16 protein-coding genes are annotated in these 14,674 nt (G+C 39.7%); 3 read left to right on the top strand and 13 right to left on the bottom strand.

Going from position 1 to position 14,674, the window contains the following annotated elements; all coding sequences use genetic code 11:
• Positions 1-32: 32 nt before the first annotated feature.
• The 8 genes from I573_RS08000 to I573_RS07965 form a co-directional block, all read right to left on the bottom strand.
• Positions 33-545, bottom strand: coding sequence for an adenine phosphoribosyltransferase (locus I573_RS08000; protein ID WP_016185523.1), 513 nt, complete (start codon positions 543-545; stop codon positions 33-35).
• Between the two features lie 9 nt (positions 546-554).
• The gene (recJ, locus tag I573_RS07995) at positions 555-2,840 is read right to left on the bottom strand and encodes a single-stranded-DNA-specific exonuclease RecJ (RefSeq protein ID WP_016185524.1); all 2,286 of its coding nucleotides are present in this window, start codon (positions 2,838-2,840) and stop codon (positions 555-557) included.
• An 85-nt stretch (positions 2,841-2,925) separates the two neighbouring features.
• The gene (locus tag I573_RS07990; RefSeq protein WP_016185525.1) at positions 2,926-3,324 is read right to left on the bottom strand and encodes a LapA family protein; all 399 of its coding nucleotides are present in this window, start codon (positions 3,322-3,324) and stop codon (positions 2,926-2,928) included.
• A gap of 27 nt (positions 3,325-3,351) precedes the next feature.
• The gene (locus I573_RS07985; protein WP_016185526.1) at positions 3,352-4,140 is read right to left on the bottom strand and encodes an SDR family NAD(P)-dependent oxidoreductase; all 789 of its coding nucleotides are present in this window, start codon (positions 4,138-4,140) and stop codon (positions 3,352-3,354) included.
• Between the two features lie 3 nt (positions 4,141-4,143).
• The gene (gene rnz, locus I573_RS07980; RefSeq protein ID WP_016185527.1) at positions 4,144-5,082 is read right to left on the bottom strand and encodes a ribonuclease Z; all 939 of its coding nucleotides are present in this window, start codon (positions 5,080-5,082) and stop codon (positions 4,144-4,146) included.
• A 21-nt stretch (positions 5,083-5,103) separates the two neighbouring features.
• A complete protein-coding gene (locus tag I573_RS07975; RefSeq protein WP_016185528.1) occupies positions 5,104-5,655 on the bottom strand; it encodes a DUF456 domain-containing protein in 552 nt (183 codons plus the stop codon).
• Between the two features lie 103 nt (positions 5,656-5,758).
• On the bottom strand, positions 5,759-7,072 hold the full coding sequence (obgE, locus tag I573_RS07970; RefSeq protein WP_016185529.1) for a GTPase ObgE: 1,314 nt from the start codon (positions 7,070-7,072) through the stop codon (positions 5,759-5,761).
• A 126-nt stretch (positions 7,073-7,198) separates the two neighbouring features.
• Entirely contained in the window at positions 7,199-8,125 is a 927-nt protein-coding gene (locus tag I573_RS07965) for an alpha/beta hydrolase (protein ID WP_016185530.1), read from the bottom strand.
• A gap of 131 nt (positions 8,126-8,256) precedes the next feature.
• Here I573_RS07965 and I573_RS07960 point away from each other — a divergent pair, with 131 nt between their 5' ends.
• The gene (locus tag I573_RS07960; protein ID WP_051109570.1) at positions 8,257-9,024 is read left to right on the top strand and encodes a peptidylprolyl isomerase; all 768 of its coding nucleotides are present in this window, start codon (positions 8,257-8,259) and stop codon (positions 9,022-9,024) included.
• Positions 9,025-9,076: 52 nt separating this feature from the next.
• Here I573_RS07960 and fabZ read toward each other — a convergent pair whose 3' ends face one another.
• Entirely contained in the window at positions 9,077-9,517 is a 441-nt protein-coding gene (gene fabZ / locus I573_RS07955; protein WP_016185532.1) for a 3-hydroxyacyl-ACP dehydratase FabZ, read from the bottom strand.
• Between the two features lie 186 nt (positions 9,518-9,703).
• Between fabZ and fabI the strand changes: the two genes are divergently transcribed.
• Both fabI and I573_RS07945 read left to right on the top strand, forming a co-directional pair.
• On the top strand, positions 9,704-10,459 hold the full coding sequence (gene fabI, locus I573_RS07950) for an enoyl-ACP reductase FabI (protein ID WP_016185533.1): 756 nt from the start codon (positions 9,704-9,706) through the stop codon (positions 10,457-10,459).
• A gap of 66 nt (positions 10,460-10,525) precedes the next feature.
• Positions 10,526-11,449, top strand: a complete 924-nt coding sequence (locus I573_RS07945; RefSeq protein ID WP_016185534.1) for a mechanosensitive ion channel family protein — start codon at positions 10,526-10,528, stop codon at positions 11,447-11,449.
• A gap of 32 nt (positions 11,450-11,481) precedes the next feature.
• Here I573_RS07945 and cbpB read toward each other — a convergent pair whose 3' ends face one another.
• From cbpB to racE, 4 genes are all read right to left on the bottom strand, one after another.
• A complete protein-coding gene (cbpB, locus tag I573_RS07940; RefSeq protein WP_016185535.1) occupies positions 11,482-11,955 on the bottom strand; it encodes a cyclic-di-AMP-binding protein CbpB in 474 nt (157 codons plus the stop codon).
• 67 nt (positions 11,956-12,022) lie between these two features.
• Positions 12,023-12,544: a metallophosphoesterase gene (locus I573_RS07935; protein WP_016185536.1), complete on the bottom strand. Its 522-nt coding sequence runs from the start codon at positions 12,542-12,544 to the stop codon at positions 12,023-12,025.
• Positions 12,541-13,818, bottom strand: a complete 1,278-nt coding sequence (locus I573_RS07930; protein WP_016185537.1) for an XTP/dITP diphosphatase — start codon at positions 13,816-13,818, stop codon at positions 12,541-12,543. Before I573_RS07930 ends, I573_RS07935 begins: the two co-directional genes overlap by 4 nt.
• On the bottom strand, positions 13,808-14,635 hold the full coding sequence (gene racE, locus I573_RS07925; protein WP_281168760.1) for a glutamate racemase: 828 nt from the start codon (positions 14,633-14,635) through the stop codon (positions 13,808-13,810). Before racE ends, I573_RS07930 begins: the two co-directional genes overlap by 11 nt.
• Positions 14,636-14,674 lie beyond the last annotated feature (39 nt).

Here is a 14,674-nt window from a genome sequence, read left to right as displayed (position 1 = left end):
GCAAGTGAGCCTATTTAGCTCACTTGCTTTTTTTAATATTCCATCAATGTAATCATGTCATAGCCTTCGATTTTGTCACGGCCATGTAAATCTTTTAATTCAATTAAAAATGCACAACCTACCACGATTCCACCTAGTTCTTCGATCAATTCGATAGTCGCTTTAATCGTACCACCTGTTGCAAGTAGATCGTCACAAATCAATACGCGTTGACCTGGTTTGATTGCATCAGCGTGCAACGATAATGTATCACTCCCATATTCTAAATCATATGAGACAGAAATTGTTTTACGTGGTAATTTTCCAGGTTTGCGAACAGGAGCAAAACCAACACCTAATTCATAGGCTACTGGACAACCGACGATAAATCCACGTGCTTCAGGTCCTACGACCATATCGATTTGTTTTTCTTCTGCATATTTTACAATTTCATGTGTAGCGGCACGGTAAGCATCGCCATCTGCCATTAAAGGTGAAATGTCACGAAAGACGATTCCTTCTGACGGATAATTTTCGATACTTGCGATATAATTTTTTAAATCCATTTTTTCCTCCTATGAAAAAAACCATTGTTTTAAATTTTCTAAGTTTGTTAATTGCAAAAAGGATTGACTCTCCATCTTTAACTGGCGCTCTTGATAAAGAACACTTTCTGACAGTGCCCGATTGGGTGCGTCAGGAACATAACTTAAAACACCATCGTCTATTGTAACAAATTTCAACTCAAAAAACACTTGAATCATGAAAATTAATAGTTTCGGTGGTAAATTTAAGTATTTCGCAACTTCTGCTAATTTATACCGAATGTCTAGTGTGTTGACTTGTTTGACCAAGGTAAACAAGCGGGCATATTGTTCACGCGTTCCAAGACCGTCTAAATAGGCATCATCTTCGGTCTCAAAAACTAAATAGTAATTTTGTGTCACTTCTGCTTGATAAATAAGACGTAACCATTCTAATGATATCGGACAATCCACAAATACGATTTTCGTGGTGGATGGCGCTGTTTCAATCCATTCTTTAATTGCGTGTTCATTGGTTAATTCTGTAAGATGTGGCAAACTCTTTTTAAATGTAGAAGAGCGATCAGTAAACGAAAGATAGATTCCTTCTTCCATGGGCAACATACGTTTTTTTGTTCGATAATCATAGAATTGGACACCTTTTGTAGCATAATCTTCTACTTGTAGTTGGACCTTTTTTCGACCATTCCATTCATTGAGCGTCAGTTTTCCAACAAACGACACATTGTCTGCTTGCAAAGCATCTAAAGAATCTCCCATTTGAAAAGCAATCATATCCAATTGATGTTGTGCTTCTTGGAGCACACCTTTCAAATGGTTTCGCTTGGCACCGATCGCGGATAAGTTGTCGACTTTTAAATGATCAAATTCAAATAATGGTAACGCATTGTCCATTCCAAATGGGGCAAAACGATCAATCGCCTCCACTAAAGTGAGGTCGACTTGAGACAATGATAAGGAAGCTGCAATGTTTAACGGAAGCCCTTTGTTCTCAAGTCCTTTCTCTAACAGATACGCATCCATTTTTTGCTGGAGGGTATCGACATACGCTTCTTCTAACGTAATCCCAATCGCCGAATGATGTCCACCAAAAGAGCGAAATTCTTCTTTCCATTGAGATAGCATCATAAACAAATCCACTTGCGGAATACTACGACCAGATCCTTTAACCAAACCCGAGGCTAAACGTGTCAACACAATAGTAGGTTTTGCTGTTTCTTGCATAATCCGACCTGCTACAATACCTAATACGCCTTCGTGCCACTCATCACCAAGCAATACATTGACTTGATGTATTGGATTTAATTGTTTTGTCGCTTCTTCCATAACCGCTTCAACGAGCGCTTTTCGCTTTGTGTTCCATTCATCTAATTCTTTTGCCAGTTGACTGGCCTCTTGTGAATCAAATGTCGACAATAACGTAATCGCCTCATTGGCATCAGCTAGACGACCTAAAGCATTTAATCTAGGGGCTAAAGAAAATCCGATTGTTTCTCCTGAGATAGTCAAAGGATCCACTCCGCTTACGTTGAACAATTCAAGTAGTCCTAAACGCTGCGTTTGCTTCAATGCTTTGATCCCTTGTGAGACCAATACCCGATTTTCACCAGTCAAGGAGACCATATCTGCGACCGTTCCAATTGCAACGAGATCTAATGCATCATAAACGACTTCTTCTAGCAGTGCACAGACGAGTTTAAAGGCTACTCCTACTCCAGCTAATTCTTTAAATGGATAAGCCCCTTGTGGATGTTTTGGATGAATAATCGCGTAAGCATTTGGTAAGATTTCTGGTAATTCATGATGATCCGTTACGATAACGTCAACACCTTGAGTGCGCGCATATTCAATGGCTTCATGACCAGATACGCCATTATCGACCGTAATAATCAATTGAATCCCCGCTTCGATTTGTTCTTTATAGACACGTGTATTTGGTCCGTAGCCATCAGTAAAGCGATTTGGTAAATACGTCGATACCTGTGCACCAAGTAATTCTAATGCTTCTTTTAACACGGTTGTACTGGTGATTCCATCGGCATCATAATCCCCGTAAATCAAGATCGCTTCTTCTTCCATCAGCGCTTGTTGGATACGTTCGATCACTCGTTCCATATCGTAAAGTAAAAAAGGATCATGTAAGCTTGCAAGGTCTGGATATAAAAAGTCATGCAACGCTTCTTTCGTTTGGATTCCACGTGTATATAGAATCGGTGCTAAAATTTCTGGTAGTTGCTCAGCTTGTAACGCTTGTGTAAATTCTACTGGTAATTGAACCGTTTGCGGCTCGATCCATTCGTATTTTTTTTTCGGCACACAATCACTCCCAACTTGCATATTATAGCAAAAAAGCCAAAAAAAGAGAAGAAGTCACCTCTTTAGGACTTCTTCTTTTCTTTTTTTATTCGATTGTATCGTCTAACGATTTAGTTTCATTCGCCTCTTCGATCGAGACTTGATTTTGATCAAATGCTTGTTGCATTTCGACTGCTTTGTTTGCATATTCGCGCTCTAATTCGGCACGTTTTTCTGCTACTCGACGTTCGATGATTGCATCGTCAGTCAATGCTTGATTGCGCAACTCTTTAATTGTTTTCTTTTGCTTCAAATAGCCGCTAGTCGCTACTAACGCGATCACGACTGCGCCAATAAATGCTGATCCCATAATCACCAATACAAGCGGCGCATTCAATTGTGTAAACCCAAAACTAATCTTTACGTCTTGATTATTTAACACTGCAAAGATCACGATAATAAATGCCAATACTAACCCTACTATAACTCGCCACTGATTTTTCATGTCCTAACCCCTTTATACTACATTCACTTATTTTTTATTTAAAATACCACTTGCTAAATAATCACCCACACTTGGAAATAGCGTATACGCTTTTGCTGCTGCGTTCATAATTTTCGGCTGATTGATTTCGCGCTTTGGTTTATGCATCGTTCGTACAATTTTTTTAGCTAATACTTCTGGACTTGATAAGAAAGGTTTCACGCCGTTGACGTAGTTTCCTGAAGGATCTGCCGTAGTGAAAAAGTTTGTTTCCATTGGTCCAGGATTTACTGTAGTAACACTTACACCATATGGTTTCAATTCAAGACGCAACGCATTTGAAAATCCTAATACAGCAAATTTTGTAGCCGAATAAACCGCAGTTTTTGGTGTCGCGATCTTCCCAGCAATCGACGCAATATTGATAATGCTTCCTTTTTGGGCTTGTACCATCTGTGCGGCGATTTTTTGTGTAATATACATCAATCCTAATACATTGACTTCGAACATTTGGCGTGTTTTTTCAAAATCAAACGCGACAAAATCTTCAAAAATACCAAAACCTGCATTATTGACCAAGACATCGATAGGACCGACTTCTAAAGAAATAGCTTCTAGAACTTGATCAACTTGTGTAGGATTTGAAACATCTAATTGATAACAAAATGCTTCTTGTTTACTTAATGCAGCACACGTTTGTTTTACTTTTGTTAATTCATCGATTCGTCGGGCACAGGCCACTACGATCGCACCTTGTTTAGCCGCCTCATAACAGATTTTTTTTCCTAACCCTGCTGAAGCTCCTGTTACAAACACAACTTTACCTTTTAACTTCATCTTCTACACCTCTTCTGTTTGAAATGGAATATCGATTATATCAAAATCTTTCATGAGTTGACTATGTTCAAAAATCTCTTGTGCTTCTTGTTCAAGTTCCTTTGATTCTTTGGCTAGATAACGTGCGCTAATATGCGTTAAACACAATAGACGTACGTTGGCTTTTTGCGCAACGGTTGCGGCTTGATATGTTGTGGAATGACAATAGGCACGCGCCATTTTGGCTTCATGCTTATTGAATGTACTTTCGTGGACTAACACATCTGCATGTTGCGCCAGTTCGATCGCTGCTGGACAATATCTTGTATCGCCTAATATCGTCACGATTCTCCCTTTTTTAGCCTTGCCTAGAAAGTCTAATCCATTGATTGTTTCACCGCTTTCTAACGTGACCGTTTCCCCTCGTTTTAATCGACCAAAGATGGGGCCAGGTGTCACGCCTAAAGCCGTAAGTTGTGCTACTTGCAATTCTCCTGGATAATCTTTTTCAACCACTCGATACCCAAAACACTCAATCCCATGGTCTAACCTTTTAGTAAAGACTTGAAACCGATCATCCTCAAAAATCAGTCCTTCTTCATCTAATTCGATAAACGTCAGCGGATAAGATAAACGAGATTGTGAGAGTTTCAGAGACGTACGAACATATTCTTCGATCCCTTTTGGTCCATAAATTTCTAACCCTTCATCGCCACCTTGAAAAGACCGGCTACTTAATAATCCAGGTAATCCGAAAATATGATCTCCGTGTAAATGTGTAATAAAGATTTTTTCAATTTTTCGCGGACGAATTGTGGTACGTAAAATTTGCATTTGCGTCCCTTCACCACAATCGAACAACCATACTTTATTGCGTTCATCTAGTAATTTTAATGCAATCGATGTCACATTACGGTGTTTTGCTGGGACACCCGCGCCCGTACCTAAAAATTCTAATTCCATCTTTCGACTCGTTTCTTTTGCTTATTTTTTATGTCGTGCCATCCAATTTTCTTTTGTCGAGGCACTTGTTTCATCTTGCACTTCTTTTGCATGTTTAATTTCTGATTCCACCTCTTCAAAAGTAAAGCGGTGAATCGACCCACCTAACTGATTCATCATCAATTCGTTCAATGGACGATTGTCGTCTTCTTCAACAATCAAGATCAATCCAGTATTTCCTTCATTGATTTGACTGATTAAATGTTCGAAAATATTTTTTGCTGTGGATAACTCTTTAGCATCTTTACTTGCGCCGATTAAACTTCCGCCAAACCAACCAAGTAATATGGCAAGTGGACTGACTAATACACCAACGATCATTCCAATGATACCACCTGTCGTTGTCGCATTCGAACCTGTTGGATCAAAAAAATCTTCAATCGAAAATTTATGTTCGCCATCTTCAGAATGTTTCACAACAGCCATTTGTTCCACTTTTAATTGTCTTGTCGCATAAAGTTTTTTTGCTTCTGAAAATGCTTGATAGGCCAGTGCATTTTCCTCAAACGTCACGACGATCACTCGTTTTTCCATCTAGACCACTTCTTTCTTTGCGTTTTCTTTTTATTCTACCAATAAATAAGGAAAACACAAAGAAATAAGAAGAAACTCATAAAGAGCTTCTTCTTATTTATATTTATTCTACAAATTCAAACTCGAAGTTCCCGATTCGTACGATGTCACCATCTTTAGCTCCACGAGTACGTAACGCTTCGTCGACACCCATTGCACGTAATTGACGGGCAAAACGCATGACCGTTTCATCATGATCAAAATTCGTCATCTCAAATAGTTTTTCTAGTTTTTCACCACTTAAGATCCAAGAAGCATCTGGTTGACGATCGATCACAAACTCAGGTCCTTCATTGCGTAAGCCATATTCGACTACATCTTCTTCCACTTCTTCTTCATATAATAAGAATTCATCTGTCACATCAAGCAATTCAGCAGTCGCATTCAATAAAGCATCAATTCCTTGTCGTGTTACCCCTGAAATTGGGAAGACCGGAATTGGATCTGCAAATTCATCGTCTTGTTCAGCTGCTAGTTTTTCTTTGAAGAGTTTTAAGTTTTCTTCAGCGTCTGGCATATCCATTTTATTGGCCACGATCAACTGCGGACGTTCTAACAAGCGCAAGTTATGTGTCGCTAGCTCTGCATTGATTGCTAGATAATCTTCATAAGGGTCGCGACCTTCCATACCGCTCATATCGACAATATGCAAAATAACACGTGTCCGTTCGATATGACGTAAAAATTGCGTTCCTAAGCCCACACCTTGTGAAGCTCCTTCAATCAATCCTGGAAGATCTGCTACCACAAAGCTTTGGCCTTCGCTTGTTGTAACCATTCCTAGATTTGGAACTAACGTTGTAAAGTGATACGCGCCAATTTTAGGTTTGGCTGAAGAAATCACTGAAAGTAAGGTTGATTTTCCTACTGAAGGAAATCCAACTAAACCTACATCGGCTAATACTTTTAATTCTAGTTCGATCTTGCGTTCTTGGCCAGGCTCACCATTTTCAGCAATCTCTGGTGCTGGATTACGAGGTGAAGCAAATCGGATATTCCCACGTCCACCGCGACCGCCTTTTGCGATCACCAAGGTTTGGCCTTGCTCGACTAAATCTCCGATAAATGCGCCCGTCTCTGCATCACGTACTGTCGTTCCTTGTGGCACTTTCACGTATAGATCTTCTGATCCCCGACCGTGCATCCCTTTACTCATCCCGTTTTCTCCAGGAATTGCTTTAAAGTGACGATTAAAGCGAAAATCCATTAACGTGCGCAAGCCCTCATCAACTTCTAAAATCACATCGCCACCACGTCCACCGTCACCTCCGGCAGGTCCGCCATCTGGTACGTATTTCTCACGGCGAAACGCGACCATTCCGTCGCCGCCTTTTCCGGCTTTGACGTCAATTGTTACTTGATCTAAAAACATGGACATTAAACTTGTCCTCCATTCTATATACTAACCTAGTGTGTCAAAAAGTCTCTTTCATTGTACCTACTGACTAGTCGTTTGTCTATTACTTTCCCTAGACTCTCCTAAATCTCTCATTGTCCGTTTGATTTAATTGTACTTTTCTAAAAAGGCCTTTACTTTTTGACGGTATTGTTCAGGATCCACAGCATAACTTTTCGCATGTTCTGCACCAGGTACGACCCATTTTTCTTTTGGACCATTCGTTGCCTCATAGACTTCATCTAACATGTGAAACGGTACAAAAGTATCCGCATCTCCATGGATAAACAATATTGGCAGTTGATTTTTATGCAACTGTTTGACAACATCTGCTTCGCCAAAAAAGTAATTTGCACGGACTTTGGTGACTAAGCTTGTTACCGGAATCAATGGAAAGGCTGGTAAACCAAATAATTCTTTTAATTGATAGGTCAATTCTTCATTGACAGAAGCATACCCGCAATCTTCGACGATCGAAACGACATTTTTTGGTAACGGTTCACCGGCAGTCATCATGACCGTCGCTGCCCCCATACTAATCCCAAATAGTGTAATGGTTTCATCGGAACCATTTTTTTGGATGATTTCATCAATCCATCCCACCATATCACGACGTTCATGCCAGCCAAATCCAATATAATCCCCTTCACTTTGGCCATGACCGCGCGCATCTGGGACTAAGACATTATAGCCCATGTCATGGTACATCTTCGCATACGCCGCCATTGTGTCTGCTTTGCCCATGTACCCATGTACCACTAGAGCCGTCTTTGTTGAGGGACTATCACTTGGAATATAAATAGCGCGCAATTTTAACCCATCTTCAGCCGTTAAATGCCAATCGGTTCGGCCAGTGGCTTGTTCAAACCATTCTTGATCAGCCGATTTTTTCACTTTAGTTCCGGGTGTATCCGATTCTAAAAAACTTTTTTCTGATGGAACGACGGCATAATTATAAAAATAATTTCCTGCAAATATCAATCCCACCACTACTATAAATAACAAAACAAAAAATATCCGGATAAAAATCTTCATGTTCCACCTCTTTCTATAGGTAGTATAGAGAAAAGCTTCTCGTTTCTCAATATTTTTCTTAAAACTTCTTGTTTTTTACTTACGTTACTTAAATGTTTTGGTATCATAAGAGTATCAGAATAAAAGGAGCAATGACTGTGAACAAAAAAATCATGTGGACACTTGCAACACTTGCCTTAACCACTGTTGCATTAAGTGCCTGTACCAACGATACAAAAACGACAGCAACGAGTACGACTACGACTCAAAGTGAAACCAAAACAAGCGATTCCGTAGATCTAAATGCATTAGACTTGCCGCAATTGGATAAAAACGTCAAAGCAGATGAAGATCTTGTCCAACTCAATACTACAGATGGCGCGATTAAAATCAAACTATTTCCCAAAATTGCTCCTAAAGCTGTGGAGAACTTTATCACTCACGCTAAAGAAGGCTACTATAATAACGTGACTTTCCATCGTGTTATTGAAGATTTTATGATTCAAAGTGGTGATCCAAAAGGTGACGGTACGGGGGGAGAGAGTATTTGGGGCAAAGGATTTGAAGCTGAGACCTCAAATCAATTGTATCATTTAAATGGTGCCCTTTCCATGGCCAGCAGCAGTGCACCAGATAGTCTAGGAAGCCAATTCTTCATCGTTCAAAATCACGAAGACAAATCAGACGGTCTAGCCATCCAATACTACCCGCAAAAAATCATCGATGCGTATAAAGATGGTGGCCGACCTGAACTTGATGGCAAATACGCTGTGTTTGGTCAAGTCATCGACGGTATGGATGTCGTCGATAAAATCGCCAAAGAAAAAGTGACAACAAGTGAAACAGGCGAAAATTCAAAACCTGTAGATCCAGTTAAAATTACGTCTATTGAAGTATTACAAGAAGCTACAGAAAAATAAAAAAAGCTTACCTCGAGTGAAGTAAGCGTTAAGCACACGAAATTCGTGTGCTTTATTTTTGTTCTCCTACGATAAAGGTAAATTCACATTGTGCGCATACTTTACCTTCCACAGTAGCTACAGCATCAGCAATCCCAACTGAGCCTTTGATTTTTGTAATCTCAAATGACAATTTCATCGTGTCACCTGGAACGACTTTGCGACGGAATTTGGCTTTATTGATGCCTCCGATATACGCGGTGCGTCCTAAAAATTCTTCTGATTTTAAAATCAGGATCGAACCTGCTTGTGCTAAAGTTTCTAAAATCAATGCACCAGGCATGACTGGGTTTCCAGGGAAATGTCCTTGGAAAAAGTCTTCATTGATCGTTACATTTTTTGTTGCGATAATTTTTTTCCCAGATTCAATTTCATCTACATAGTCAATATAAATAATCGGGTAACGATTTGGGATCAAATCCATTACTTCAGTTTCAGTCAACAATTTTTTCATGAGTCATCCTCTTTTCGAATCCATAAATAAATACTTTGGTTATCAAAGTATCATATTTTACTAAAATATTCAATAACTATTAAGAGAATTAAAAATTAGTTTGACAATCAAAGTTTTTTCGATAATAATAAGAAATCATGGATGTTTTATGATATTACTATACATTTACACTTAAGGAGTGACATTATGGGTTTTCTAGAAGGTAAAAAAGTCGTCGTAATGGGCGTCGCAAACAAACGCAGTATTGCATGGGGTTGTGCTCAAGCACTACGCGACCAAGGTGCAGAAGTGATCTATACGTACCAAAATGACCGTATGAAAAAATCTTTAGAAAAATTATTAGACGGATCAGAATTTTTAGTTGAATGTGATGTTGCTAATGATGAAAGCATTAAACAAGCATTTGAGACAATCAAAGACTATACATCAGAAATTCATGGGTTAGTGCATGCTATCGCCTATGCAAATAAAGAAGATTTACAAGGAAGCGTATTAGACTTATCTCGTGATGGATTTGCTTTAGCACAAGATGTAAGTAGCTATTCATTTATCGCGGTTAGCCACTACGCAAAACCAATCTTAGCTGAAAACAGCGGAATCGTAACCTTAACGTATTTAGGTTCAGAACGTGCGGTACCAAACTACAATATGATGGGAATTGCTAAAGCCTCTTTAGAAGCTGCAGTACGTTACATGGCGGCTGATCTTTCTCCAGAAAAAATCCGTGTGAACGCAATTTCTGCAGGTGCTATTAAAACATTGGCTGTAACTGGCGTAAAAGACTACCAAAAATTGATCCAATTATCTGAAAGTCGTACACCAGATAGCGTGGGTGTGACCATCGAAGAAGTTGGAAATACTTGTGCCTTCTTAATCAGTCCACTATCAAGCGGCATTATCGGCGAAACAATCTTTGTAGATAAAGGTGTTCATTTATCTTAATTTATCGACCTTTCTTTTATCCCTATGTTACAATAATGGACAGATAAAACAGAAAGGACTGACTCGATGTCACTTTTACTAAGCGTTACGTCTACTGTCAGCTCAGACAGTACCAATTCAATTATTGAACCAACTACCAAACAATTAAATGCCCTGCAAAAATGGTGGGCGTCGATCGATTGGGAAGCATTGATCGCATTGGTGATCCAAAAAACGATTATGGTCATTTTTCTTATTATTTTATTTTTAATTATTTGGAAATTATCTCTGGCGATTTTAAATCGAGCGCATAAATCCTATGATAGAAAAAATAGTGTGAATGCAAGTCGGATGAATACAATGTTTAATTTGATCGGAAACATCATGCAGTACACGGTAGGCTTTTTATTTGTCTATTCATTACTCTCAGCTTTAGGTGTTCCTGTGGGCTCCTTACTTGCTGGGGCTGGGATCATTGGGTTAGCCATTGGTCTAGGTGCACAAGGGTTTATGAATGATATTATTACTGGATTTTTTATTATTATGGAACAACAAGTATCCGTTGGTGATTATATCAAATTAGCCAATTTAAATATCGAAGGAACCGTTACGGGCGTGGGTCTTAGAACGATGAAGCTGAAGGCATTTGATGGGACGGTTCATTTTATTCCCAATCGAAATATCACGACCGTCAGTAATGCTTCGCGAGCAAACATGCGTGTATTAGTTGATGTCCGTATCGATCCTGCTGAAGATCTAGAACAGATTCGCGCAGTGATTGGCAAAGTCAATCATGAGATCGAAATGAAATATGAAGACAGCATCACCACACCTCCTTCTATTTTTGGAATGGTCGATTTAGGCAATGGGATGTTTGCGTTACGTAGTACGCTTTATGTCAAAAACGGCTTTCAATATCAAATCGAAGAAGAACTGCTGAATGCTTCAGTCAGTGCCTTAGTAAAAGCTGGCTTCACGATTCCTACGACACCTATTTTACCAACAGTTTAAAAAAAACGCTTCGCAAATTGCGAAGCGTTTTTTTAGTGTACCGTCACTTTTTCAACTAAATCATAGCGTCGTTCTAGTTGATGTGCTAAATGATTGACTGATTTTAAAATTTCTTTGCGTGTTACAATTCCTGTAAACACGCCATTTTCATCAACCTGTGGTAAAAATGGTCGATTCACCAATTGATGCAAAATTTCTTCCACATCATTATGCGTGATACAAGGAATATTGACTTCCATTACATCCGCTACGGTTAAATTTTCTAATGCGGCAACATCTAGACCCGTCAGCCCCATCATTTTATTCACCACATCGGACAATCCGATCACACCAATAAAACGATCCTCATGATCTAAAACTGGAATTTGATTGTATCCCACTTTAGATAATACTAATAATGCATGTTCTAACCCATGTGTATAGAGCACTGTGGCTACGTTCTCGGCAGGAATCACTAAATTCTCTTGATTCTCTAAGAGTAGCTGCTCGGTTTTCTCGCCTATCAAGTGATACCCTCCAGTCTTTCATTCTTTTCTTTAGTGTAGTACAGACATTCTTAAAACGATAGACTTGTTAAGCATTCTTATGTTTTTCAAATGTGAACGTGAGACCTTCAATCGGTTGCATCGTGCGATCATAGTACGTCACCACATCTTGTGCTGGTGTACTATTAATGATCGCAAAACTTTTATGCGGTAGTCCTCTAGGCTGACTAATGCTTCCAGGATTTAAAAATAAGCGCTCGCCTAACTGTTCACACCCCAAACGATGCGTATGCCCAAACACGACAATCGTTGCTTGAACTTGTTGTGCAAGCAATCCAAGTGCTGTCATCGATTGATTGACTTGATAACGATGTCCATGTGTAATCAAAATCGTATCTTCTTTGGTAGTGATGACTTGGTAATCTTTAAAACGTGGATCAAAGTCACAGTTTCCACCTACAACTGTAAAAGTTTGCCATAAAGGATCATCTCCAGGCAGTTCAGAATCGCCACAGTGAAGCATGAGATCTACTTGGTTTGAAAATGTTGACGCAATCGTTTCTAAAATCTCGCGATCTCCATGATTGTCGCTTACTACTAAATAGTTCATTTTTCGTCTCCTTCTAACCACTCTTGCCAAACCGCAGCCAATTTGGTCATCGCTTGTCCACGATGACTAATAGCATTTTTTTCTGGTCCAGTCAGTTCAGCAGCTGTCTTGTTGGTATCTGGTACTATAAACAATGGGTCGTAGCCAAAACCATGTTCTCCTCTTGGGATACGTCCAATCACTCCTGGCCACTCTGCCGAAACAACAAGTGTCTCGTGTTTTGGTGCCGCAAAGGCTAGTGTACAATGAAATTGCGCCGTTCGCGCTTCATCTGGGACGTCTGTCAATTCATGGAGTAATTTCGCATTATTGGCTGCATCACTTTTTTGTAGACCAGCAAATCGAGCAGAATATACACCCGGCAACCCATTTAACGCATCGACTTTTAATCCCGAATCATCTGCTAATACAGGAATATTCAGTTGTTGCGCAATCGTTTCAGCTTTCAAACGAGCATTTTCAGCAAACGTCTGTCCCGTCTCTTCTACTTCTGGTAATTCCGGGTAATCGGCTAATGTTTTGATCTTATAGCCCGCCTGTGCAAATAACGCTTCAAATTCTTTGGCTTTTCCTTGGTTATTGGTTGCGATCATGATCGTTTTGTCTTCAAGAGTTGGAACCTCTTGTTGTGAGGTAGTCATCAATTCAGCTAATAATGACTCTGCAGCACGTTGACCAAAAATAAAGCTTTCATTGATACGCTCGATTCTAAATGCTTCTGATGACTGGTTGTACCATTCAAGAAAACGACCATCTTTACACATCACGATTGTCGTTGAAAATCGCGCTTGCGCTTCTTCGAATGCATCCGGATCAACAAGGATTTCAGCTTCTTGCTGTGCTAAGGTCACTGCGGCAAAATCATCGACTAATGCAAATGTTTCCTGTTTACTCATCGCTTGTTTGGCGATGGCTTGTTTCAATACAAGATACAAAGCATTAATTGTAGCAGCCGTTAAACTACCGTCTGCTTGAGTTATCGTTACGATCACTTTGAAAGCAAATGGTTGCTCGCTGATCACGATTTTTTGAAGCAGTTGGTCAAGGTTACGTGATAGTTCAGCTGCTGTATGCTGACGTGTGACCTCGTCAAGTGCCGTAGCATCTTCTGGAAAATAAAGGATCGATGCTGCAGGTGTGTCACAGTCAACTAAAGATATAGTAAGCTTTGTTTCTCCTTGTGTGTAAGTAATTGTCGCAAACGGATATTTTTTGTCTTGAGTTGTAAATGAAACTTCGCGGTGATCGAATGCGTAACGACCATTATATCTCATTTGTCGTACCTCCTAAATGGATTTTTTTGGATTGTGCACGAGTAATCGGTAACCATTGCGTGGCAATCTCATCAAATAAAGCTGTTGAACCAGTCGTATAAAAAATAGCACGTTTTTTTAATGGATTAGGATTAGCTAGTTGAAAATAATCCAACAAGACACTGACTTCACTGACTGTCTCTGCGCCAGAATCAATCAACGTTACCCCATCCCCCATCATATTTTGGATCAATGGACGTAACAGTGGATAATGAGTACAGCCTAAAATTAAGGTATCTAATTGTTTATGCACTAACGGTTGCAAAGTTTGCGCGACGATTTTTTTTGCCACGGCGGTTTGAAATTGATTGCTTTCAACGATCGGTACAAATTTAGGACATGCTAAACTGGTAACCGTAATTTCTTGTTGTTTTGCTTTTAAGGCTTGGTAATAAGACTGACTTTTAACCGTTCCGATTGTCCCAATGATGCCAACTTGTTGGGTTTTAGTCGCTTTAACAGCCGCTCTGGCACCAGGTAAAATAACCCCGACTACTGGAATCGGTAATGCAGCTCGAATCGCTTCTAAGGCAACAGCCGTCGCCGTGTTACAGGCGATCACCAACATCTTGATATGTTGTTCCATCAAAAAATTAGCCATCTCAAATGTATATTCGATGACTTGCTCTGCAGGTCTAGGCCCATACGGACATCGCGCTGTATCCCCTAAATAAAGGATATGTTCATTTGGTAATTGCTTCATCGCTTCTTTGACGACAGTTAAACCGCCAACACCAGAATCGATAAAACCAATGGGTTGTTCTTTTGTCATCTTCATCCCTCGATTGATTTTATAATCTATCGTTATTTTATCCTA

The sequence above is a fragment of the Enterococcus sulfureus ATCC 49903 genome, from assembly GCF_000407605.1.
In the GTDB taxonomy this organism is placed as follows: Bacteria; Bacillota; Bacilli; order Lactobacillales; family Enterococcaceae; genus Enterococcus_G; species Enterococcus_G sulfureus.
Note: the sequence above shows the minus strand (reverse complement) of the source record. Positions and strands in the feature narration are given on the sequence as shown.